We start from the raw sequence: 22,479 nt of genomic DNA, 5'->3' as shown, positions 1-22,479 counted from the left end.
GGTTGTGAAATACGAAACCACCCCGAGGGGTGAGCGGTCAGGAGATTGAGGATCGTTCCGCCGGCGGAGTGGCGCGCCGACGCCGGAAGCCGGAGCCATCGCCATTGGCCCTGATCGGCCGCCGGACGGTCCCCTTGGTGACCAACCTCAGGCCGGTATTGCCCAGCGCGGCGCCGAAACTGGACCCGACGGCCAGTGCGGCGCCGGTCATCAGGCACTTCAGCAGCAAGGACTGTGGATCGTTGCCGGGGGTGGGGATCCCCCCGGAACCGGCGGGCATGTCGGAGACCAGGCCGAAGATGCCGCGGTAGAGCAGTAGACCGGGCATCAAGGGGGCAACCCCGGTGCTGATCAGGGCGACGACGGGGATCCGAAGCGGCGTCGTGACCAGCCGGGCCACCAGGCCGACGCCGACCGCGGCCAGCCCGGAGCGAGCGGGAGTGGAGGTGGTCAGCGCCGCGGAGGCCATGTAGACCAGCTGGCCCGTCACACCGAGGGCAGTGGCCGCCAACATGGAACGCGGACCCATGTTGCACAGCACCCCGAAACTGGCGGCGATGATGCCCGCCGCCACCACCTGCGCCAGCCCGGTGGCCGCGAAGCCCTCGATGGGGGCCAGATAGCTGGGTACCCCCAGCCATAGGCCCATCGAGAGCGTCGCGATCAGTCCCAGCACGATTCCGGAGGTGAGCACGAAGACCTCGACCAAACGGCTCCCGGCGCTCATGTAGTAGGCGTCGATGGCGTCGCCGGCGGTCGTGACGATGCCCAGGCCGGCCATCAGCGGCACCATTCCCGCGGCCACCACCAGCCCGGGAGAGGCCTGCTGCAGCCCTTCGGGAAGCAGGGAACGCCCGGTCATCGCGACCAGACCGACGATGGCAGCCCCGGAGGCGGCCGCCACCTGGGTGAAGAAGGTGTTCATGCCGCGCCGGTCCATGTTGCTGCGGATGAATTCCGCGGTGATGGTGGCCAGCATCGACAGGATGACGTCGGCCCGGTTGCCGCCGAGCAGCATCGCAATCCCGCCCCCCATCATGGCCGCCGCTCCGTGCAGGACCCACGCCCGGTAGGTGCGTGGTTCACGCCGGATGTTGCGCAGGCGGTTGAACATCACGGGGATCTCGAGAGCGTCGGCGGTCATGGCCTGGATCAGGCTCTCGACACGGGTCAGCCGGTCATAGTCGATGCTTCCGGACTTGACCATCCGCATCACGGTGATCGGGTCGCCGGCCGCCGACGGTTCGTAGCTGATCATGATCCGGGTGTAGGTGATGTCCACCTGGGCGGGAAGCCCGTAGTGCTTGCAGATGCTCAGCACCAGCCGGGTGGCCCGGGCTGCCGTCGAACCGGAGGAGAGCATCATGTCCGCGGCGCGCATGGACAGGGCGACGATGGCCCGCGCGCGGACGGCCTCGACGTCGGTTTCGTCGGTCTGTGCCTCCTCGCGACGCTTGCTGCGGTAGGCACGGGCCACGGACCGGGAGGCTCGGGCGAGGCGCGTGCTGGCGGGGGACATGCGGTACTCCTGCGAACGGTTCTGGGGATGCGCAACGGGCCCCAGCGGTGGTGCACCGCATGGGGCCCGACGGGCTCATTCTTGCAGTTCGGTGACGGCTTCCGAAAGTGGCGTCGGCTGCGTGGACGTCCTAGTCAGCGCAGGTGCCGGCGCAGGCTGTGGGCCAATGCCAGCAGGGCGATCCAGGCGGGTCCGACGTAGAGCGCCACCCGGTAGTCCGGGATGAAGGCCATCAGCACCACGACGGCGGCCAGCGCCGCCAGCACCAGGTAGTTGGACCACGGGGTGAGCGGCATCCGGAAGGCCAGCCGGGAGACCTCGTCGGGGCCCAGCCGCTTGCGGAACCTCAGCTGGGTGATCACGATCATGGTCCAGTTGAAGATGCCGGCAATCAGCGCGACGGAGATCACATAGAGGAAGACCTTGCCGGGCAGCAGGAATTTCAGCAGCACGGCCATGGCGGTGACCGCGGAGCTGGCCAGCACCCCCACCCAGGGGCTGCCGGCGCGGTTGACCCGGGCCAGCACCGCGGGCGCATTGCCCTGCCGGGCCAGCGAGTAGAGCATCCGGCCGTTGGAGTAGAGCCCGGAGTTGTAGGCGCTGACGGCGGCGGTGAGCACCACGACGTTCAGCAGGGTGGCGGCGCTCCCGATCCCCAGCTTGGAGAAGATGGTCACGAAGGGCGACTCGTTCTTGCCCAGCTCATTCCACGGGAAGAGCGCCAGCATCACGAAGATGGCGCCGACGTAGAAGATCAGGATCCGGTACACCACCTGGTTGATCGCCTTGGGGATGGAGCGCTGCGGGTCGTCGGCCTCCCCGGCCGCGATCCCGATCAGTTCGACGCCGCCGAAGCTGAACAGCACCACCACCATGGCCATTGCCAGACCGGTTGGGCCAGTGGGGAAGAAGCCGCCGTGCGCCCACAGGTTGGAGATCCCGGTGGCGTCGCCGCCATTGCCCCAGCCGAAGACGATGATCCCCAGCCCGAACAGGATCATCGCGATGATCGCCACCACCTTGATGATGGCGAACCAGAACTCGAACTCGCCGAAGGCCTTCACGCTGATCAGGTTGACGGCGGTGATCAGCACCAGGAAGACGGCGCTGGAGACCCACTCGGGCACGCCCGGCAGCCAGAACTGCACATAGCTGCCCACCACCACCAGCTCCGCCATGGAGACCGCGATGTAGTTGAACCAGTAGTTCCAGCCCGAGAAGAAGCCGGGGAAGGCGCCCCAGTTGGCATAGGCGTAGTGGCTGAAGGCGCCGGAGACCGGCGTGTGCACGCTCATCTCGCCCAGGGCGCGCATGATCAAGAAGATCACCGCGCCACCCACCAGGTAGGCCAGCAGGATGGCCGGGCCCGCCATGGAGATCGCCGCGCTGGAGCCGTAGAACAGGCCGGTGCCGATGGCCCCGCCCAGCGCGATCAGCTGGATGTGCCGGTTCTTCAGTGATCGGTGCAGCCCTTCAGGTGCCTCGGGTGGGACGGTGGCGGGGTCGGCTGCGCTCATGGGCGACGATCCTAGTCCTCCCCGCTGCGGGTCCCGCGTCCCCACACAAAGTGTGGATGGTACCCACCGATGTCGGTGGGTACCATCCACACTTGTTTGGTCAGACCATTAGGCCAGGGAGAGGAAGAGCTTCTCCATGGCGGCCAGGTCTGCCTGGCGGTCGGGATTCTCCTCGGCCAGGCAGCGCTGCATGCCGGTGGAGATCAGGGCGAAGCCGGCCCGGTCCACTGCCTTGCTGCAGGCCGAGAGCTGGGTCAGCACCTCGCGGCAGTCCCGTTCCTCCTCGATCATCCGGATCACGGCGCCCAGCTGGCCCTGGGCGCGGCGCAGCCGCTTCAGGACGGCATCAAGGTCTTCGGAGGGAATCTGCACCGTGGGCTCCTCATGATCGACGACTGGCTGGTTGCCAGCCGGTGGGGGTGATCCAATCACTTTCCGAGCAGCCGGCCAAGCAGGCTCGTCTTCGGCTGGTCCGGGTGGCCGCCGCACCACTGGCCAGCGGGGACGGCGGCCTTGACCCGGGCGATGTGCTGGCCGCAGCCGGCCCAGGTGGTTTTGCCGCAGGTCTTGCAGGTGACGGGACGGCACATGGTGTTCTCCTTCTGGTGGTCCGCCCGGAGGCGGTGAAGACTGGCGGGGAAGGCCTCGACGCCCTTCACTTTATACCCCTGGGGGTATAGACTCAAGCCATGGACACCAAGGACCTGGACATCACCCCCCTGAGCATCGTGATCATCGGAGGCGTCGCCGCGGGCATGTCGGCGGCCGCTCGTCTTCGTCGGCTCGACGGAAACGCCCGCATCACCGTGGTGGAGCGCAGCGGCAACATCTCCTTCGCCAACTGCGGCCTGCCGTACCACATCGGCGGCGTGATCGAGCAGCGCAGCGCCCTGCTGCAGACCCCCGAGGCCATCAAGGCCCGCTTCGACATCGACGTCCACGTCCGCACCGAGGCCGTCGCCCTCCACCCGGGCCGGCATGTCGTCGTCGTGCGCAACCTGGCCGACGGCACCGAGCGGGAACTGGGCTACGACAAGCTGGTGCTGGCCCCCGGCGCCAGCCCGGTGCGTCCCCCGTTGCCCGGGATCGAGCGGGCGCTGGGCCTGCGCAATGTGGAGGACACCGACGCGATCATCGCCGCCCTGACCGATGACGTGACCAGCGCAGTGGTGATCGGCGGCGGCTTCATCGGCGTCGAGATGGCCGAGAACCTGGTGCACAAGGGCATCCGGGTGGCGCTGGTGGAGGCCACCGAGCAGGTGATGGCCCCGCTGGACCCGGAGATGGTGGCCCCGGTGCACGCCCGGCTGCGGGAATCCGGCGTCGACCTGCGGCTCGGGGTGGCCGTGAAGGCCATCGGTGAGGACGACGTCGAGCTGTCCGACGGGAACCGGCTGGACGCCCAGCTGGTGGTGGCGGCGATCGGCGTGAAGCCGGAGTCCACCCTGGCTCGGGAGGCCGGCCTGGCCACCGGCGAGCGCGGTGGGATCGTCGTCGACGAGCACTTCCGCACCAGTGATCCGGACATCTATGCGGTGGGCGACGCGGCGGAGAAGATCGACGCCATCGACGGCGGCCCCACCCTGGTGCCGCTGGCCCAGACCGCCAACCTGCAGGGCCGCCGGGTGGCGGACCTGATTGCCGGCCGCCAGGTGACCAGCCGCCCCGTGCTGGGCACCGCCATCGTCGGCGTCTTCGGGCTGCAGGTGGCCAGCGTCGGCTGGAATGAGAAGCGGCTGGTGGCGGCCGGGCGCAAGCACCGGATCATCCACACCCACCCCGTGCAGCACGCCGGGTACTATCCGGGCGCGCAGCAGATGGCACTCAAACTGCTGATCGACGAGCAGACCGACGAGATCCTGGGCGCCCAGGGCGTCGGTCCGGACGGCGTGGACAAGCGGATTGACGTGATCGCCACAGCCATGGCCGGCGGCCTGAAGGCCAGCGACCTGGCCGAGCTGGAGCTGGCCTATGCGCCGCAGTTCGGATCCGCCAAGGACCCGGTCAACATGCTGGGCTTCGTCGCGGAGAATCTGGCCACCGGCCTGAGCCGCAACATCCAGTGGCATGAGGTGGCGGCCGCGCAGCAGGGCGGCGCCACGCTGGTGGACGTGCGCACCCAGGGGGAGTTCGACGCCGGCGCCATCCCGGGCGCCATCCTGATCCCGGTCGACGAGCTGCGAGACCGGCTGGGTGAGCTGCCCCCGGGTGAGCTGGTGGTGCACTGTGCCGTCGGGATCCGGGGACACATCGCCGCGCAGATCCTGGCCGCGGCCGGCCGCCCGGGTGCCCGGAACCTGGACGGTGGCTACAAGACCTGGTCCGCCGGGATGGCGGCGCGGGTCTGAGCCCCCGCTCAGGCCCGACGGGCCATGGGGGTGGGCCGGGTGCTCGGCGGGGTGGGCCGGGTGCTGGGCCGGGCGGGTCGAGTGCTCGGCGGGGTGGCGGTGAAGTAGACCCCGCCGGGGGACATGGGGCCCAGCAACTCGGGCACCGTCACCAGGGTGTAGCCCTTGGCCTGCAGCGCGGCGATCATCCCCGGCACGGCCCGGGCCGTGGACGGGTGGATGTCATGCATCAGGATGATGGCCCCGCGGTGGGCGCCGGCCAGCGCCAGCTCGGTGGTGCGGCTGGCGCTGCGGTTCTTCCAGTCCAGGGTGTCCACGTCCCACAGCACGAAGGGCATGCCGGCATGGGGTGTGCTCTTGCGGAAGGCGCCGTAGGGCGGCCGGACCATCGTCGGGGCCGTGCCGGTGACCTGCTTGATCACGTCCGCCGTGCTGGTCAGCTCCTCGGTGGCCTTCTCCCGGCTGGCGCGGGACAGGTCCCGGTGGGACCAGGAGTGGTCACCAATGGCCATCCCCAGCTGGTGTTCCCGCTGCAGCTGCTTGGGGAAGGCCTTGACCTGTTCGCCCAGGACGAAGAAGGTGGCCGTCGCCTTGTGCTTGACCAGCGCGTCCAGGATCTGGTCGGTGTAGGGCCCGGGACCGTCGTCGAAGGTCAGCGCCAGGCACTTGTTCACCGCGCAGTCCACCCTCGGCTGGGCCGGGCTGGGGGTGGCCGAGGGGCTGGGTGTCGGCGTCGTGCTGGGCGAGGCGGTCGCGCTCGGCGTCGCAGTGTTGGCGAGGTGCTGGGCGGGGGTGGGGCTGGCCGACGGGCCGGCGGAGCAAGCGGTCAGGGGCAGGGTGGCCAGGAGGAGCGCGGACGGGATCAGGCGACGCACGGTGAACACAACGGCCAGTCCTATCACCAGCGTCGGGTCAGCCTGACCGTACTGCGGGACGCCCGTCCAAGTTCATGGCCAATTGCCAGTGTGCTCTCAGCCAGTGGCAGGCTGGCGCCGTGGATGATCTGCAGGTGGAGCGAGTGCTGCGCCTGGCTGAGGGCATCCCGCCCGGCGCGGTGGTCAGCTACGGGGACATCGCGACGGTGCTGGGTATGGGGCCCCGCCAGGTGGGTCAGGTGATGGCCCGCTGGGGCAGCGACGTGCCCTGGTGGCGGGTGACCAGCGCCGCCGGTGACCTTCCGCCCGAGCTGCTGGCCCGGGCTCGTCCCCACTGGCGGCGGGAGCAGATCCCGGAGAAGACCAATGGCCGGGGCTGTCGGTTGGCCCAGTGTCGCTGGCCGGCGCCGGAGCTGGCCCGGGCCGCTCGACGCGTGACCGACGAGCTCAACACCGCCGCAGCGACGGCGGAATGCTGACCGGCCCGTTGGCACCCACGGTGAGCCGTTCGGTCCGTCCCAGCACCGTCAGCTCCACCACGTCCGGCGAGACCCAGTGCACGTCGCTGATGGTGGTGTCCTTGCCGCGGGCGCAGCCCACCTCCCAGTAGCGGCTGCGCAGGCCGCGCACCTCCTGCAGCCGGACCCGCTGGGTGGGCCGCACCTGCGCCGCCGTCGTGGTGATTCGCAGGTCCATGCGCTGGGTGGGGGAGCGGTAGCTGCCCTCCTGGTAGGACGGGCCCAGCGCCCGGCCCAGGACGGTGAGCAGGATCAGCGTCACCATGGTGCCGACGCCGATGGCGCATGCGGCCTGGCTGCGCCGGTGGCTCAGCAGCATGCCGGTGGCTCCGGCGCCGAAGGCGAAGATGGCGAAGTGGGTGGCGGGTGGCAGGTGTTCCCCGGCGGCGATGCCGTCGGCTCCGCCGTACTGGGCGGAGATGACCCCCAGGACCAGCGACACCAGGACCAGCAGGAAACCCAACACCATCGGGGCCGCCGTGGGGCGCCCGGCGGGGCGGCCGACGATGGAGCTGGTCATGTGTCCCATAATGCTGGTCCCGCTTGCCCGTCGGCCCTGATCAGCCCGTCCGGTCAGCATCTTGACAGCCGAACCACAGGAGTCGACGACGGGAGGATCTGGCGGAGCCGGTTCTGGGTAGTGTGGATCCTGACCCCCATCCCGGTGGTCGCTGGAGAATATCCGGGGAGTCGAATCATGGATGATGCGCGCACCGAACGGATCCTGGCCGCGCTGCGCAGCGGCGTGGCGCCCGCCACCGGCTGCACCGAGCCCATCTCGCTGGCCTACGCCGCGGCCCGCGCCGCCGCCGAGCTGGGGGAGCCGGTGGAGCGGATCCGGGCCAGCGTCTCACCCAATGTGATGAAGAACGCGATGGCCGTGATGGTGCCCGGCACCGGCATGCCGGGGTTGGAGATTGCCGCCGCCGTCGGCGCGCTGGACGGGGACCCGACCGCCGGGCTGGCGGTGCTGGGATCGCTCACCCCCGGCGGGGTGTCCGCGGCCCGACGGATGGTGGACGAGGGCCGGGTGGCGGTGGAGGTGGCCGACGTGACGGACGACCTCTTTGCCCAGGCCACCGTCCTGGGCGCCGGGCACGCCGTCACCGTGAGCATCGCCGGTAGCCACACCAATGTCTACCGGGTGGAGCGGGACGGTCGGCCGGTGCTGGACCTGCCCCGCCCCGAGCCCACGCAGGCCACCCCCACCACCGAATTCCTGCGCACGCTCACGCTGCGGGATTGCTACGACGTCGCCACCACCGTCCCGGTGGAGCGGATTGAGTTCATCCTGGAGGCCGAGCAGCTGAACCGGGAACTGTCCGAGGCCGGGCAGGGCGGGAACTACGGCCTGGGCGTCGGCCGCGCCATGCTGCGGGCCATCGACGCCGGGCTCAGCTCCGGCGACCTCTCGTCGCGCATGGTGGCGCTCACCTCCGCCGCCTCCGACGCCCGGATGGGTGGCGCCCCGCTGCCCGCCATGACCAATGCCGGCTCCGGCAACCAGGGAATCACCGCCACCCTGCCCGTGAGCATCGCCGCCGATGACCGCGGCGCCACCCGGGAGGAGCGGATCCGGGCGCTCACCCTGAGCCACCTGACGGCTCTCTACATCCACGCCAGCCTGCCGGTGCTGTCCGCTTTCTGCGCCGCCGTCACTGCCGGGATGGGCGCCGCGGCCGGGCTGGGGCTGTTGCTCGACGGCCGCTATCAGACGGTGGAGCGGGCCGTGTCCACCATGGCCGGCGACACCATCGGGATGGTCTGCGACGGGGCCGGTGCCAGCTGCGCCATGAAGGTCGCCTCGTCGGTGGGGTCCGCCACTCGCGCCGTGCTGCTGGCGCTCAATGACGCCCGGGTGCCGGGCAACAACGGGATGGTCTTCGACGACGTCGACGAGACCATCCGCGGGATCGGCCGGCTGGCCACCCGGGGGATGGCCGGCACGGATCCCGAGATCCTGCAGATCATGTTGAGCAAATCCCAAGCCTCGGGTCGGCACGCAACCGGCCCGGCAGCTGGCGCGTAGACAGGGTGACGGTGGCCACGACGGCCGTCGTCGACACACCTGGAGGACACCATGACCCGCAAGCGGATTGCCACCGCCGCCATTGCCCTGCTGGGCGTGGCGTGCACCGCCTGTGGCCAGTCGCCGGAGGCCGGCCCCGCCGGCGGCGGCACCTCACCGGCGCCGGCCGCGACCGCGACGGCCACCACCACGGTGACCGCCACCCCGACGTCGGCGCAGAGCGAGCCCTCCGAGTCGAACCAGCCCGGCCAGCAGCAGAGCACCGTGACCCAGCCCACCGAGTCCAAGGCCACCGAGACGGGTGGCACGCAATCCGGTGGGACCGAGGGCGCGGGCGGCGATGACCTGACCCGGTTCACCATGACCGGCGGCTTGGGCAAGGGCCTGTACTTCACCACCGGTGACCTGCGGTGTGGCATCACCAGGACGGCGACCGGCTGCCAGGCCGTCAAGCCGGTCAAGAACGTGCCCGAGTGCAAGAATCCGGACACCGAGGCGCCCTACATCGCCCTGTGGGGCACCGAGCCGACTCCCTGCACCACCCAGGGCCTGTTCATCGCCGAGGGGGGCCAGGCTCCCGAGGTCAAGCCCGGCGAGGGCATCACCGACGGCAAGTCCGAGTGCACGGTGCTGGCCGTCGGGTCGGTCACCTGCAGCAATGACAACGGCCGGATCAACGCCAGCCTGGACAAGTTCGAGTACATCGCGCGCTGACGGCTGGCTGGGCTGGTGTGCCACCTCGACTCTCGCCTCGGGCTCCGGGTGGCATCGGCCGGGGGCGCTGTGGATTTCGGGGGTCGTCCTGGGGGGTGGAGGGTGAACCCGCGTCGGGTTAACATCGCCTCATGGCGATGAAAGAGTTGCTCGACGATGATGTGGCCGACGGGGTGGTGCCCGCCGCGCAGCGGGCGGAACTCGCGGCCGCGGCCGCGCTGCTGGGCGCGCTGGGGGATGGCTCCCGGCTGATGATCGTGCAGCACCTCAGCCTGGGGGAGCATCGGGTGGTGGACCTGGTGGGCCATCTGGGCCTGGCCCAGTCCACCGTGAGCAAGCACCTGGCCTGCCTGCTGGAGTGTGGACTGGTCACGGTCCGGCCCGAGGGGCGGGCGTCGGTGTACGCGCTGGCCCATCCAGCCGCGACGCTGGACCTGCTGGCGGCCGCGGAGGACCTGCTGGGCCTGACCGGCAATGCCGTCAGGCTGTGTCCCCATGTTGCGCGGGAGGTCGAGCGATGAGCGGCCATGGCCATGCCCACGGCCATTCCCATGCGGCCGGGCTGGTGGACCATCGCGGCCGGCTGGCGCTGGTGCTGCTGCTCACCACCGGCGTGCTGGTGGCGGAGTTGGTGGGCGCCTGGCTGTCCGGCAGCCTGGCGCTGCTGGCCGACGCCGGCCACATGCTCACCGACGTCGCCGGGCTGGCCATGGGCCTGGTGGCCGCCATCCTGGCCCGTCGCCCGGCCACCCCGCAGCGCACCTGGGGCTACCAGCGGGCCGAGATCCTGGGCGCCGCCGCCCAGGCCACCCTGCTGCTGGTGGTGGGGATCGCCGTCGTCGTGGAGGGCATCCGACGGCTGCTGGCGCCCCCACAGATCGGCTCCCACTCCATGGTGCTGTTCGGCGTCGTCGGCCTGGTGGCCAACCTGGTGGGTCTGGCCATCCTGGCTGGTGGGCGCGGCGACTCGCTGAACATGCGCGCCGCCTTCCTGGAGGTGGTCAACGACGCCCTGGGCTCGGTGGCGGTGATCGTCGCCGCCGTCGTGATCCACTTCACCGGCTGGCTGCGGGCCGACGCGGTCGCCTCGCTCGTGATCGGGCTGCTGATCATCCCCCGCACCTTGGCCATCCTGCGGGAGTCGCTCAATGTGCTGATGGAGTGCACCCCCAAGGGGCTGGATCTGGCCGAGGTGCGCCAGCACATCCTGGTGCTGGATCATGTGCACGACGTGCATGACCTGCACGCCAGTCAGGTGGCCACCGGAGTGCCGGTCTTCACCGCACACGTCGTCGTCGACGACTCCTGCTTCCACGACGGTCACCTCAACGAATTGCTCGACGAGGTGCAGCGGTGCCTACACGATGACTTCGGGGTGGAGCACACCACCATCCAGTTCGAGCCCGCGAAGCACTCGGAGCACGAGCTGGCAGCCCACGCCTGACTGTCATCCACCGTGCGCATCATGATGCGCATCTCAACGCATCGCCGTGTATATCATGGGTCCATGAGGACGACGGTGAACCTGGAGGCCGAGGCTGAACGGCTGGTGGCCGACCTGCGGCGGGAGAAGCAGTTGGGCCTTTCGGAGGCGGTGAATGAACTGATCCGTCGGGGCGCGGCCAGCCACCGGACCGACTATGTCTTCCCGGAGATGACCTTCGAGATGGGCGCGAAGATTCCGTTGGAGAGCACCAGCGCCTTGCTCGAGCTGCTGGACGAGGTGGACGCCTGATGCTGCTGGACGCCAACGTGCTGCTCTACGCGGTGGATGCCAGCTCGCCGCATCACCAGCGGTCCCACGGGTGGCTCAGGTCCGCCCTCACCGGAACCAGCCGGGTGGGGATTCCCTGGCAAACGGTCGGCGCCTTCCTGCGGATCGCCACCCATCCCCGGGTCTTCGAGCGGCCGTTGACCACCGCCCAGGCCTGGTCGGTGCTGGATGGCTGGCTGGCCTCGCCGGTGGTCTGGATCCCGCCAGCCACCGACCGGACGGGTGCGGTCTTGCGCGGCCTGATGCTGGAGGCCGGCGTTGCGGGCGTGCGCACCACCGACGCCCAACTTGCCGCGATGGCGATTGAGTTCGGGGTTCCCGTCGTCTCGGCCGACGCCGACTTCGCGCGCTTCCCTGGGGTCAGCTGGATCAATCCCCTCGCCAACTGACGGCCGGATCACCCCAGATCGAAGAGTTGCGGGCAATCCAGTAGCCGTCGGTGGAGGTCGACGGTGGCCAGCGCCGTCCACTCAACCGAGGTCATGCCCTGTTCGTCGAGCTGCAGGATCCGGGCATTCCGGGCGGCAGCGATGATCGGGGAGTGGGTGGCCACCAGCACCTGGAAACCCTCGCGGGCGAGCTGTCCGAGTTGTTGGGCCAGCACCACCTGGGAGTGAAAGCTCAGCCCGGCCTCCGGCTCGTCCAGCACCAGCAACCCGCCCCGGTGCATCATGCTCAACCGGGACAACAGCAGCTCGTTGAAGGCCTGGCCGTGGCTCAGCTCGTGGAAGTTTCGTTCCCCGTGCAGGGGCTTGTGCTCCTCCAGGTAGGTGAGCAGTCCGTGGATGCTCTCGGCCCGCAGGAAGTAACCCATCCGGGTGGCGCTGGCGCCGCGCACCAGCCGCAGGTGCTGGTGCAGCGGGGATTCCGAGCTCCGGGTGGTGTGCTGGGCGCCGACACTGCCGCCCTCCGGGCTGAGCCCGTAGGCCAGCGCGATCCCCTCCAGGATGGTGGACTTCCCGGTGCCGTTCTCCCCAACCAGGATGGTGAGTGGTCCCAGCTCCAGCCCGTCGCGGAGCAGCTGGGCGACGGGTGGCATCGCGAAGGGCCACTCGTCGGGCCAGTCTCCGTCGGCGAGCACCTCACGGATGGGCAGGATCGTGATCATGGCACGAGGTTATGACCTGCCCCTGACAGTTTTGGTTGGCCCTGACGTAACGTCAGGGGATCAGACTGGTGCCATGAGCATCGACGTCGCCCCGGCACGCACCAGCCGGTTCACCCTGCCGCTCTATCTGGCGGCCAGCGCCACCAGCCTGTTCGGCAACTCCGCGATCAACATCGTCCTGCCGTGGCTGGTGCTGGAGCGCACCGGCAATCCGTCTCTGGCGGGCACGGTGGCGGCGGTCAGTGCGATCCCCTCGGCCGTTGCGGCGTTGGCCGGCGGGCACCTGATCGACCGCTTCGGACGCCGCCGGATGAGCGTGCTCTCGGACATCGGTTCTGCCCTGGCGGTGGCTGCCCTGGCCGTCGTGGACCGGCTCACGGGGCTGGACCTGACCTGGTTCATCATCCTGGGCATCACCGGCGCCCTGTTCGACCTGCCCGGGATGACCGCCCGGGAGACCCTGATGGCCAATGTCGCACACACCTCCGGGCGGAGCCTGGATGCCATCGCCGGGTTCCGGCAGGGCATCTTCGGGCTGTCCTTCCTGCTGGGCCCCGCCATCGCGGGTCTGCTGCTGACCGTGCTGCCCGCCATCCAGGTGGTCTGGATCACCGCGGCCTGCTCCGCGCTGGCGGCACTGTTCATCGCCGTGATGCCGCTGCTGCCCATGCCGGAAGCACCCAGCGACGAGGAGAATCCGATGGGGGCGCTGGGCACGGTCCGCGCCTCCAGGCCGCTGAGCCTGCTGATCCTGCTCAATGTCATCTCCATGCTGCTGGTGGCCCCGCTGCTGGCGGTGCTGCTGCCCGCCCACTTCCAGTCGATGTCCCAACCGGACCGGCTGGGTGCCTCGCTCAGTGCCTTCGCCGTGGGCACCATCATCGGCGGCGGCGTGTACGCGTCGCTGCTGAAGAGGCGACGACTGGTGGCCTGGGTGGCCGGCAACCTGCTCTTCCTGGCCTCCTTCATTGCCATCGCGCCGCTGGACGGCTTCTGGCTGCCCGCGGTGGGCATGCTGCTGGCCGGGATCGGGCAGGGCGTGCAGGGGCCGATCGTCGCCGTGCTGCTCACCGAGCACGTCCCGGACCACCTGCGCGGTCGGATCTTCGGCCTGATGACCTCGCTGGGCGCCCTGGCCAGCCCCGCCGGGCTGGGGCTGATGGCGGTGTTGCTGCACGGCAGGCCGCTGCACGTTGGCGGCTGGGCCCTGGCCATCGCCTGGCTGCCCGCCGCCATCTGGGCCTGCGTGCAGCCGGACCTGCGCCGCTGGCTGACTCGTCCCGTCATCGATGCCCCCGCCGAGGAGCCTGCGGATGCTGACCATCGCTGAGTTTGCCCGCTATGCCGGAGTGAGCGTGCGTACCGTACGGCACTATCACCAGATCGGGCTGCTGCCGGAGCCACCCCGCGACGAGCTGGGGCACCGCCGCTATGACGCGCGAGCGTTGATCGAGCTGCGGCGGATCCGCACCCTGGCCGATGCCGGGGTACCACTGAACCGGATCACCGCGATCCTGACTAGCGATGCGCAGGACTGGCCCGCGCTGCTTGCCGAGGTCGACGCGGAACTGCGTCGCCACCAGGCCGAGCTGCGTCGCACCCGCCAACGGCTGCACGCCCTGCGTGCGGGCCGCGATGCGGAGCTGCCCGACGGGGTTGTCACCCTGATGGCCCGGCTGCGGGCGCTGGGCTGTGACCAGTCACAGCTCGACGTCGAGCGGGAGGTCTGGTTGCTCACCCACCTGCTCTACCCGGACCTGACCGAGGCCTGGCTGGAGCAACAACTGCGGCTCTTGGACGATCCGCAGTACACCGCCCTGTACCTGGAGGTGCTCCGGGTCAGGGACTGGGATCCCGCGGACCCGCGACTGGTGGATCTGGCCGCTCGTAATGTCGACTGGACCCTGTCCCATGCCGAGGAGTACGGGCAATGGGTGGAGGAATGGGAGCGGAACCCACGGGCCGTCGAGCTGCTGGAGGCGCACACCCGCTACCGCTATGGCAGCCCCGCACATCGTCGGCTGCAGACCCTGATCCAGCAGATGATGCCCTCTCAGAGCACCATCGCGGCCACCCAGCCGGCCAGCAGCAGCGGGATGTTGTAGTGCAGGAAGGTGGGGATCACGGTGTCGCGGATGTGGTCGTGCTGGCCGTCGACGTTCAGACCGGAGGTGGGGCCCAGCGTCGAGTCCGAGGCGGGGGAGCCCGCGTCGCCCAGCGCACCGGCGGTGCCGATGATGGAGACCGTGGCCAGCGGGGAGAAGCCCAGCTGCAGGCAGAGCGGCACGAAGATGGTGGTGATGATCGGCAGGGTGGAGAAGGAACTGCCGATGCCCATGGTCACCAACAGGCCCACCAGCAACATCACGAAGGCGCCCATCAGCTTCGAGCCGCCGAAGGCCTCGGCGCTGGCCTTGACCAGTGAGTCCACCTGGCCGGTGTCCCCCATCACCTGCGCAAAACCCTGCGCGGCGATCATGATGAAGCCGATCATGGCCATCATCTTCATCCCGGAGTCGAAGACGGCGTCGGCCTCGCTCCACTTGATCACCCGGGCCGCGACGAAGACCGCGAAGCCCACCAGCGCGCCCAGCAGCAGGGAGTCGGCCCAGATCTGCACCACCAGGCAGAGCAGCACCGCCACCAGCGCGACGCCGATCCGGTAGGCGCTGACCGGCTCACCCAGGTGTACGTCGCCCTGGCCCTCGATCGGCAGGTCCTGGTAGTGGCGGGGCTTGCGGTAGCTGAAGAAGACCGCGATCAGCAGGCCCGTGACCATGCCCAAAGCCGGGATGCCCATGGCAGCCATCACATTGATGCCGTCGGTCTTGAGCCCTGCCTTGTCGATGTTGGCCAGCAGGATGTCATTGAGGAAGACATTGCCGAAGCCATAGGGCAGGTACATGTAGGTGGTGACCAGGCCGAAGGTCATGATGCAGGCCAGCAGGCGACGGTCCACGTCGAAGCGGTTGAAGACCAGCAGCAGCGGCGGGATCAGCAGCGGCACGAAGGCGATGTGGATCGGCACCAGGTTCTGGCTCATGATCGCCGCCGCTAGGACGGCGGCCAGCAGACCCCACTTGAGGCCCTTGCTGCGAGCACTGGTGCCGTCACCGGCCTTGCGGATCACCCACGACGCGAAGGCTTGCGGCATGCCGGACCGGGCGATCGCGACGGCGAAGGCGCCCAGCATCACATAGCTCAACGCAATGGAGGCGCCGTTGGCGATCCCCTTGGTGAAGGATTCCATGGTGCCGGTCATTCCCATCCCGGCGCTGATCCCGCCCACCAGGGCGCCCAGGATCAGCGAGATCACGACATGCACCCGGGCAAAGGAAAGGACAAGCATCACGACGACGGCCAACACGACGGCATTCATGGGCAACTCCAAACTCAGGGAAACGTGGACACGCTAGCGCTTGCTGGCGGGCAAGCGGCCGAAGGGCCACTTTCGGCCGGCCGTCAGAAATTTCGGTGGCGGCCGTGCCGGAGTTGCTGACACGCTGGGGCGACAGCACCCGTCGATTCCCAGGAGGCCCCGTGTTCGATGCACCCCAATCCACCAGCGGGGCGCATCTGCGGGTTGATGGCGTCTCCAAGTCCTACCCCGCCCGACGGGTATTGACCAATGTCGGCTTCTCCGTGGCGGCCGGGGACCGGGCCGCCCTGATCGGGGAGAACGGAACCGGCAAGTCCACCATCCTGCGGTTGGTCGCCGGGCTGGAGACCCCCGACGCGGGGGAGATCAGCACGCCCATCACACTGGCGCTCTACCACCAACAGGCCCCGTTTGCACCCGACGCCACCCTGGCGGAGGTGAGCGATGACGCGCTGGCCCCGGTGCGGCACCACGCCCACCAGGTGGCCCGGCTGGGAGAGGCCATGGCGGCGGCGCCCGAGGATGCGACGCTGGCCGACTCCTTCGCGCACGCCGTCGCCGAGGCGGAACGTACCGACGCCTGGGGAGCTGAGCGCCGGTGGGAGATGTTGTTGGACGGGCTGGGCCTGGCCGGGCTGGACCCCGCGCGTCGCGCCGACGAACTGTCCGGGGGGCAGGTGGCACGGCTCTGTCTTGCCTGGGTGTTGGTGCAGCGCGCCGAACTTCTGCTGCTGGACGAGCCCACCAACCACCTGGATGACACCGCGGCCGCCCTGGTCTCCCAAATGGTTGCCGAGTGGCCTGGGCCGGTGCTGCTGGCCAGCCATGACCGGGCCTTCCTGGACGAGACCATCACCAGTCTGGTGGATCTGGATCCGGCGCCCCGCCAGCATCGCACCGTGGGAGAGAGTGGCGTGACCCGGTTCACCGGCAGCTACACCGACTATCTGGCTTCCCGGGGCAGCCAGCGGGAGCGCTGGCAACGCCAGTACGAGGACGAGCAGGCCGAGCTCAACCGGTTGCGGGAGCGCGTCCGCAAGGATCAGCAGGTGGGCCACGCCAACTGGCAGCCGCGCAGCGAAACCCGAATGGCGCAGAAGTTCTATGCGGACCGCAATGCCACCGTCGTCTCCCGCCGGGTGAACGATGCCCGGCAGGACCTGGAGCGGCTCGAGGCCGAGCAGGTCCGCAAGCCTCCTCGGCCACTCACCTTTCGGGGGCTGGCCGCCGTCCAGAATGGTGCCGGTACCGCGGTGCCGCCCGGTTCAGTGCCGTCCGGGCCGGTGCTGGTGGCCAGTGAACTGGCCGTCAACGGGCGGCTTCCCGCCACGGACCTGGCGATCGGGGCCCGGGACCGATGGCTGGTGGAGGGGCCCAATGGCTGCGGCAAGTCCACCCTTCTGGCGGTGCTGGACGGTCTGCTGGAGCCCACCGCCGGGGAGGTTCACCGGCCGGAACGGTTGCGGGTGGCGCTGCTGGGCCAGGAACCCGCCCCGGTGGCGGCCGGCCTGACCGCGAACGCCGCCTACCGGGCAGCGGTGGGGGAGAAGTTGGCCGAACAGGTGCCGCTGGGTGCCTTCGGGCTCATCGCCGGCCGGGACCTCAACCGCCCGGTGGCCGAGCTGAGCGTCGGGCAGCGCCGCCGGCTGGATCTGGCCTGCGTGTTGGCCAGCCCGCCCGACGTGCTGCTGCTGGACGAGCCCACCAACCATCTCTCCCTGCAACTGGCCACCGAGCTGGAGGCCTCGATCGGCGACTATCCCGGCGCCGTGGTGGTGGCCAGCCATGACCGGTGGCTCCGGCGCCGCTGGACCGGCTTGCGGCTCACCCTCTGACCCATGGGCCCGCCAAAGTTGGCAGTCTTTTGAGGGTTTGAACGTGTCCAATCAGTTTCTGTGTCCATATGGCTGCCAACTTTGGCAGCGGGTCATTTGACCCGGTGGTCGACCAGTTAATTAGACCCAACCAGTCCGAAAACAATCGGTCACCTGACGGTCGCCCAGTCGTCACCTTGGAGGCCTACCGTCGTCCGGGCGGATCTGCACGGTGCGGTCCACCACACCAGGGGGATACGGATCATGGCGGTGACCAGACGAAACATCCTGCTCGGCTCGGGGCTGGCGGCCTTGGCGGTGGGCAGCGGCGAGCTGTTGACCGCCCCGCAGGCCCAGGCCCGGGGCGCCAGTACCGCCGGCACCACCCTGCAGCAGGCCGCGACGGGTGCGGCCACCGGCTACTCCCGGCTGAGCGCCGGCCCCGGCTATCCGCTGGTGGTCCGCGATGACCTGGCCGCTCCCCAGCCGGGCCGGGAGGACCGCCGGCTCCCGCTGGCCAGCCTGGTGCAACTGACCGACCTGCACTTCGTCGACGCCCAGTCCCCGATGCGGGTGGAGTGGTTCCGCAAGGTCATCGGCTCGGCCTTCCGCCCCCAGGAATCCCTGGGCACCCGGGCCAACACCTCCCTGGTGGAGGCCATCAACTCCCTGGCGCGCGGGCCCTGGTCCGGCCGTCGGTTCGACGCGGTGGTGTGTACCGGTGACAACACGGACAACCAGGAACTGATCGAGCTGGACTGGTACCTCAAGACCCTGTCGGGTGGCCAGATCACCCCCAACACCGGGGATCCGGCCCGCTGGGAGGGCGTGCAGACCCGCAACACCAAGTCCTTCTGGACCCCGGAGAGCAGCATCGCCGACGAGTACAAGCAGGCCGGCTTCCCGCAGATCGACGGCTTCTTCTCCCGAGTGATGGCCACCCACTCCTCGCCCGGGCTGAAGACCCCGTGGTACGCCGTCTTCGGCAACCACGACAACTCGGCCCAGGGCACCTTCCCGGCCTCTTGGAAGTCCCTGACCAAGGTCTACACCGGCAACCAGAAGCTGGTCGGCTATGCCGAACCCACCGATCAGCAGGCCGCGGCGCGGGCGCTGAGCAGTGGGACGCCGGTGGACCTGTCCTCGGCCCGCACCCTGAGCGTCACCGTGACGGCCGACCCGCGTCGCCGCCCGTTCACGCCCACCGAGTTCATGGCCGCCCACCTGGATTCCAGCGTCACCGGCCCCGGGCCGGTGGGTCACGGCTTCACCCGGCAGAACGTGGAATCCGGCGCCGGCTACTACACCTTCCAGCTGGCGCCCGGAATCACCGGCATCGCGATGGACTCCACCAACCGGGCCGGCTTCACCGAGGGCTCCATCGACGACCGGCAGTGGAAGTGGCTGCTCAAGACCCTGCAGGCGGGCTCCTCGGTCTACCACGACGCCGTGGGCGGCAAGCACACCCAGCAGGTCAGCGACCAGCTCTTCGTGCTGTTCAGCCACCACACGTCGGGCTCCATGAACAACCTGATGCTGCCGGCCGACGGCACCGGCATCCGGCATGCCGGCTTCGAGCTGGTGGACATGCTCAAGCGCTTCCCCAATGTGCTGGCCTGGGTCAACGGCCACACCCACGCCAACAAGATCACCGCGCACCAGCACCGGGATCCGAAGCGGGGCTTCTACGAGATCAACACCGCCTCCCACATCGACTTTCCGCAGCTGGCCCGGGTGATCGAGTTCCTGGACAATGCCGACGGCACCCTGTCGATGTTCACCACCCTGGTGGAGTCCGCCGCCCCCTACCAGGCTGACTACGACACCGCGACGGTGGCGGGGATGGCCTCCCTGTCCCGCGAATTCGCCTACAACGACCCGGAGCGCGACCTGTCCCTGCTGGGTGCGGCCGGGGACCGCAATACCGAACTGGTGATGCCCCACCCGTTGCGCTGATCCGTCTGCGGGGACGACGACGGGCGCCGGCGGCCGGGATGGCCGACGGCGCCCGTCGTGCTTCCTGCGAAGGATTCCCCGCGGGGATCAGGCCTGCTTGATGGCGCTGATCTCGAATTCCAGCTTCACCTTCTCGCCGATCAGCACGCCGCCGGTCTCCAGCGCCGCGTTGAAGGTCAGGCCGAAGTCGGAGCGGTTGACGTCCAGCGCACCCTCGAAGCCGATCCGCTCGTTGCCGAAGGGATCCTTGGCGGCGCCGGTGAACTCGAACGGGATGGTCACGCTCTTGGTGACGTCCTTGATGGTCAGGTCACCGGTGATCTCGACGGTCTCGGGGCCGCTGGCCTGGATGCCGGTGGACCGGAAGGTCATGGTGGGGTACTGATCGACGGCGAAGAAGTCGCCGGTCTTCAGGTGGCCGTCGCGGTCCGCATTGCGGGTGTCGACGGAGGCAACCTGGATCTCCACAGTCACGTCGCTGGCGGCCGGGTTCTGGCCGTCGACGTGGGCGGTGCCGGTGAAGTCGGTGAAGGAGCCGCGCACCTTGGTGATCATGGCGTGGCGCGCCACGAAGCCCAGGGTGGTGTGGGTGGGGTCCAGGGTGTAGGTGCCGTTCAGGTCGGTCATGGCGGTCATGGTCTTCTCCTTGTGGTTGTGAGGCCCGGTCTGGGTCAAGCGGCTGGCCGGCGGGCCCGGTCAGGAGTGCCGCGTGCTTCTGGTGAAGACTCTAGACACCAATGATTGAAAAATCAACTATTAGCTCCGCGAGGGTCCGCTCGATGGAGCAGCGAGGGGGCGCGGTGAATTGGCGCGGTGGGTTGCCGGGGTTGCGAGAGGGGTGCAGTGGCGCGGGAGTCGGGTCGGGAATAACCCTGAGCTGACCATGGTTGAGTCGCATGAACTCAACCTCGCCCTTGAGTGATCCGCACTCAAGCCCTAGAGTTGAGTCCGCAAGGCTCAAGCGGGCCTGATGAACGACGAAGAGCTTCCCGGGCGGCTGCCCAGCAGCTCCCGGCAGACATCTGACAAGCAACAACACTGCTTCACAACACTGGAGGAATCACCATGGCACGTGCAGTCGGTATCGACCTCGGCACCACCAACTCCGTCGTCGCCGTCCTCGAGGGTGGCGATCCCACCGTCATCCCCAACGCCGAAGGCGCCCGCACCACCCCGTCGGTGGTCGCCTTCTCCAAGACCGGTGAGGTGCTGGTGGGCGAGGTTGCCAAGCGCCAGGCCGTCACCAACGTCGACCGCACCATCCGCTCCGTCAAGCGCCACATGGGTACTGACTGGAGCATCAAGATCGACGAGAAGTCCTACAAGCCCCAGCAGATCAGCGCCTTCGTGCTGCAGAAGCTGAAGCGAGACGCCGAGGCTTACCTGGGCGAGCCCGTCACCAACGCCGTCATCACCGTCCCGGCCTACTTCTCCGACGCCGAGCGACAGGCCACCAAGGAGGCCGGCGAGATCGCGGGCCTGACCGTGGACCGGATCATCAACGAGCCCACCGCCGCGGCCCTGGCCTACGGCCTGGACAAGGACGAGCAGACCGTCCTGGTCTTCGACCTGGGTGGTGGCACCTTCGACGTCTCCCTGCTGGAGATTGCCGACGGCGTCTTCGAGGTGAAGGCCACCAAGGGTGACAACCGCCTGGGCGGCGACGACTGGGACCAGCGCGTCGTCGACTGGCTGGTCACCCAGTTCAAGAACAAGAACGGCATTGACCTGAGCCAGGACAAGATGGCCAAGCAGCGCCTGCAGGAGGCCGCCGAGCGCGCCAAGATCGAGCTGTCCTCCGCTCAGGAGGCCTCCATCAACCTGCCCTACATCACCGCCGGCGCCGAGGGTCCGCTGCACCTGGACGAGAAGCTGACCCGCTCCGAGTTCCAGCGGATGACCCAGGACCTGCTGGACCGCTGCCGCGCCCCCTTCGATGCCGTGATCAAGGACGCCAACACCTCGGTGGACAAGATCGACCAGGTGATCCTGGTTGGTGGCTCCACCCGTATGCCCGCCGTCGCCGAGCTGGTCAAGGAGCTGGCCGGCAAGGAGCCCAACAAGGGTGTGAACCCCGACGAGGTCGTGGCCCTGGGCGCCAGCCTGCAGGCCGGCGTGCTGAAGGGTGAGGTCAAGGACGTGCTGCTGCTGGACGTCACCCCGCTGAGCCTCGGCATCGAGACCAAGGGCGGCGTGATGACCAAGATCATCGAGCGCAACACCACCATTCCCACCAAGCGCTCCGAGGTCTTCACCACGGCCGAGGACAACCAGCCGTCGGTGATGATCCAGGTCTACCAGGGCGAGCGTGACTTCGCCCGGGACAACAAGTCCCTGGGCAACTTCGAGCTGACCGGCCTGATGCCCGCGCCGCGGGGCGTTCCGCAGGTGGAGGTCACCTTCGACATCGACGCCAATGGCATCGTGCACGTGCACGCCAAGGACATGGCCACCGGCAAGGAGCAGAGCATGACTGTCACCGGCGGCTCGGCCCTGGGCAAGGAGGACATCGACCGAATGATGAAGGACGCCGAGGCACACGCCGAGGAGGACAAGAAGCGTCGCGAGGCCGTCGAGATGCGCAATGAGGCCGACGCCCTGGCCTTCCGCACCGAGAAGCTGCTGGCCGACAACGCGGAGAACATCACCGACGACGTGAAGGCCCCTGTCCAGGAGGCCCTGGACAAGCTGAAGGAGACCCTGAAGGGCACCGACAACAATGACGAGGTGAAGGCCGCGATGGACGACCTGAACCAGAAGGCCTCCGCCATGGGTCAGGCGATGTACGCCGCCGCCCAGGCCCAGCAGCAGCAGGCTCCGGCCGAGGGTGCTGCCGAGGGCGAGGCCCCCGCCGGTGAGTCGGCCGGTCAGGACGACGACGTGGTGGACGCGGAGATCGTCGACGAGGAGAAGAAGGACAACAACTGA

At 69.0% G+C, this 22,479-nt stretch carries 22 protein-coding genes; 13 read left to right on the top strand and 9 right to left on the bottom strand.

What is annotated here, in order from left to right; genetic code table 11:
- Positions 1-37: 37 nt before the first annotated feature.
- From AAEX60_RS07305 to AAEX60_RS07290, 4 genes are all read right to left on the bottom strand, one after another.
- On the bottom strand, positions 38-1,519 hold the full coding sequence (locus AAEX60_RS07305) for a threonine/serine ThrE exporter family protein (protein WP_342102277.1): 1,482 nt from the start codon (positions 1,517-1,519) through the stop codon (positions 38-40).
- 134 nt (positions 1,520-1,653) lie between these two features.
- On the bottom strand, positions 1,654-3,036 hold the full coding sequence (locus tag AAEX60_RS07300) for an amino acid permease (RefSeq protein ID WP_342102276.1): 1,383 nt from the start codon (positions 3,034-3,036) through the stop codon (positions 1,654-1,656).
- Positions 3,037-3,144: 108 nt separating this feature from the next.
- Positions 3,145-3,408, bottom strand: a complete 264-nt coding sequence (locus tag AAEX60_RS07295) for a metal-sensitive transcriptional regulator (RefSeq protein ID WP_342102275.1) — start codon at positions 3,406-3,408, stop codon at positions 3,145-3,147.
- Positions 3,409-3,464: 56 nt separating this feature from the next.
- Entirely contained in the window at positions 3,465-3,695 is a 231-nt protein-coding gene (locus tag AAEX60_RS07290; protein WP_342102500.1) for a hypothetical protein, read from the bottom strand.
- Between the two features lie 30 nt (positions 3,696-3,725).
- Between AAEX60_RS07290 and AAEX60_RS07285 the strand changes: the two genes are divergently transcribed.
- Positions 3,726-5,384, top strand: coding sequence for an FAD-dependent oxidoreductase (locus AAEX60_RS07285; protein WP_342102273.1), 1,659 nt, complete (start codon positions 3,726-3,728; stop codon positions 5,382-5,384).
- 8 nt (positions 5,385-5,392) lie between these two features.
- On the opposite strand, the gene AAEX60_RS07280 is transcribed toward AAEX60_RS07285, so the two are convergent.
- Positions 5,393-6,268 (bottom strand): polysaccharide deacetylase family protein, encoded by an 876-nt coding sequence (locus tag AAEX60_RS07280; RefSeq protein WP_342102272.1) that lies wholly within the window; start codon positions 6,266-6,268, stop codon positions 5,393-5,395.
- Between the two features lie 110 nt (positions 6,269-6,378).
- Between AAEX60_RS07280 and AAEX60_RS07275 the strand changes: the two genes are divergently transcribed.
- Positions 6,379-6,738 carry an MGMT family protein gene (locus AAEX60_RS07275; RefSeq protein ID WP_342102270.1) on the top strand — a complete coding sequence of 120 codons (360 nt, stop codon included), beginning with the start codon at positions 6,379-6,381 and terminating at the stop codon, positions 6,736-6,738.
- Here the strand turns inward: AAEX60_RS07275 and AAEX60_RS07270 are convergent.
- The gene (locus AAEX60_RS07270) at positions 6,707-7,297 is read right to left on the bottom strand and encodes a hypothetical protein (RefSeq protein ID WP_342102268.1); all 591 of its coding nucleotides are present in this window, start codon (positions 7,295-7,297) and stop codon (positions 6,707-6,709) included. The genes AAEX60_RS07275 and AAEX60_RS07270 overlap by 32 nt on opposite strands.
- Before the next feature lie 177 nt (positions 7,298-7,474).
- On the opposite strand from AAEX60_RS07270, the gene AAEX60_RS07265 reads away from it, so the two are divergent.
- From AAEX60_RS07265 to AAEX60_RS07240, 6 genes are all read left to right on the top strand, one after another.
- Positions 7,475-8,806 (top strand): L-cysteine desulfidase family protein, encoded by a 1,332-nt coding sequence (locus AAEX60_RS07265; RefSeq protein WP_342102265.1) that lies wholly within the window; start codon positions 7,475-7,477, stop codon positions 8,804-8,806.
- A gap of 51 nt (positions 8,807-8,857) precedes the next feature.
- Positions 8,858-9,520 (top strand): hypothetical protein, encoded by a 663-nt coding sequence (locus tag AAEX60_RS07260; protein WP_342102263.1) that lies wholly within the window; start codon positions 8,858-8,860, stop codon positions 9,518-9,520.
- Positions 9,521-9,651: 131 nt separating this feature from the next.
- Positions 9,652-10,041, top strand: coding sequence for an ArsR/SmtB family transcription factor (locus AAEX60_RS07255; protein WP_446721289.1), 390 nt, complete (start codon positions 9,652-9,654; stop codon positions 10,039-10,041).
- Positions 10,038-10,964 (top strand): cation diffusion facilitator family transporter, encoded by a 927-nt coding sequence (locus tag AAEX60_RS07250; protein WP_342102262.1) that lies wholly within the window; start codon positions 10,038-10,040, stop codon positions 10,962-10,964. The genes AAEX60_RS07255 and AAEX60_RS07250 overlap by 4 nt, the downstream gene beginning before the upstream one ends.
- A gap of 63 nt (positions 10,965-11,027) precedes the next feature.
- Positions 11,028-11,255: a CopG family transcriptional regulator gene (locus AAEX60_RS07245; protein WP_342102261.1), complete on the top strand. Its 228-nt coding sequence runs from the start codon at positions 11,028-11,030 to the stop codon at positions 11,253-11,255.
- Positions 11,255-11,683 carry a TA system VapC family ribonuclease toxin gene (locus AAEX60_RS07240; protein WP_342102259.1) on the top strand — a complete coding sequence of 143 codons (429 nt, stop codon included), beginning with the start codon at positions 11,255-11,257 and terminating at the stop codon, positions 11,681-11,683. Before AAEX60_RS07245 ends, AAEX60_RS07240 begins: the two co-directional genes overlap by 1 nt.
- Before the next feature lie 8 nt (positions 11,684-11,691).
- On the opposite strand, the gene AAEX60_RS07235 is transcribed toward AAEX60_RS07240, so the two are convergent.
- On the bottom strand, positions 11,692-12,402 hold the full coding sequence (locus tag AAEX60_RS07235; RefSeq protein ID WP_342102258.1) for an AAA family ATPase: 711 nt from the start codon (positions 12,400-12,402) through the stop codon (positions 11,692-11,694).
- A gap of 73 nt (positions 12,403-12,475) precedes the next feature.
- On the opposite strand from AAEX60_RS07235, the gene AAEX60_RS07230 reads away from it, so the two are divergent.
- Positions 12,476-13,732: an MFS transporter gene (locus AAEX60_RS07230; RefSeq protein WP_342102257.1), complete on the top strand. Its 1,257-nt coding sequence runs from the start codon at positions 12,476-12,478 to the stop codon at positions 13,730-13,732.
- Positions 13,716-14,507: a MerR family transcriptional regulator gene (locus AAEX60_RS07225; protein WP_342102256.1), complete on the top strand. Its 792-nt coding sequence runs from the start codon at positions 13,716-13,718 to the stop codon at positions 14,505-14,507. Before AAEX60_RS07230 ends, AAEX60_RS07225 begins: the two co-directional genes overlap by 17 nt.
- Here AAEX60_RS07225 and AAEX60_RS07220 read toward each other — a convergent pair.
- Positions 14,456-15,781 carry a Na+/H+ antiporter family protein gene (locus tag AAEX60_RS07220; protein ID WP_342102255.1) on the bottom strand — a complete coding sequence of 442 codons (1,326 nt, stop codon included), beginning with the start codon at positions 15,779-15,781 and terminating at the stop codon, positions 14,456-14,458. The genes AAEX60_RS07225 and AAEX60_RS07220 overlap by 52 nt on opposite strands.
- 161 nt (positions 15,782-15,942) lie before the next feature.
- Here AAEX60_RS07220 and AAEX60_RS07215 point away from each other — a divergent pair, with 161 nt between their 5' ends.
- Positions 15,943-17,616, top strand: a complete 1,674-nt coding sequence (locus AAEX60_RS07215) for an ABC-F family ATP-binding cassette domain-containing protein (protein ID WP_342102253.1) — start codon at positions 15,943-15,945, stop codon at positions 17,614-17,616.
- A 249-nt stretch (positions 17,617-17,865) separates the two neighbouring features.
- Complete coding sequence (locus AAEX60_RS07210) at positions 17,866-19,551, top strand: TIGR03767 family metallophosphoesterase (RefSeq protein WP_342102252.1); 1,686 nt, start codon at positions 17,866-17,868, stop codon at positions 19,549-19,551.
- A gap of 87 nt (positions 19,552-19,638) precedes the next feature.
- On the opposite strand, the gene AAEX60_RS07205 is transcribed toward AAEX60_RS07210, so the two are convergent.
- Positions 19,639-20,187, bottom strand: a complete 549-nt coding sequence (locus AAEX60_RS07205) for a YceI family protein (RefSeq protein WP_342102251.1) — start codon at positions 20,185-20,187, stop codon at positions 19,639-19,641.
- Between the two features lie 429 nt (positions 20,188-20,616).
- Between AAEX60_RS07205 and dnaK the strand changes: the two genes are divergently transcribed.
- Positions 20,617-22,479, top strand: coding sequence for a molecular chaperone DnaK (dnaK, locus tag AAEX60_RS07200; protein WP_342102249.1), 1,863 nt, complete (start codon positions 20,617-20,619; stop codon positions 22,477-22,479).

The organism is Luteococcus sp. H101, assembly GCF_038433155.1.
Lineage (GTDB): Bacteria > Actinomycetota > Actinomycetes > Propionibacteriales > Propionibacteriaceae > Luteococcus.
This window is presented reverse-complemented; position numbering and strand designations above follow the sequence as displayed.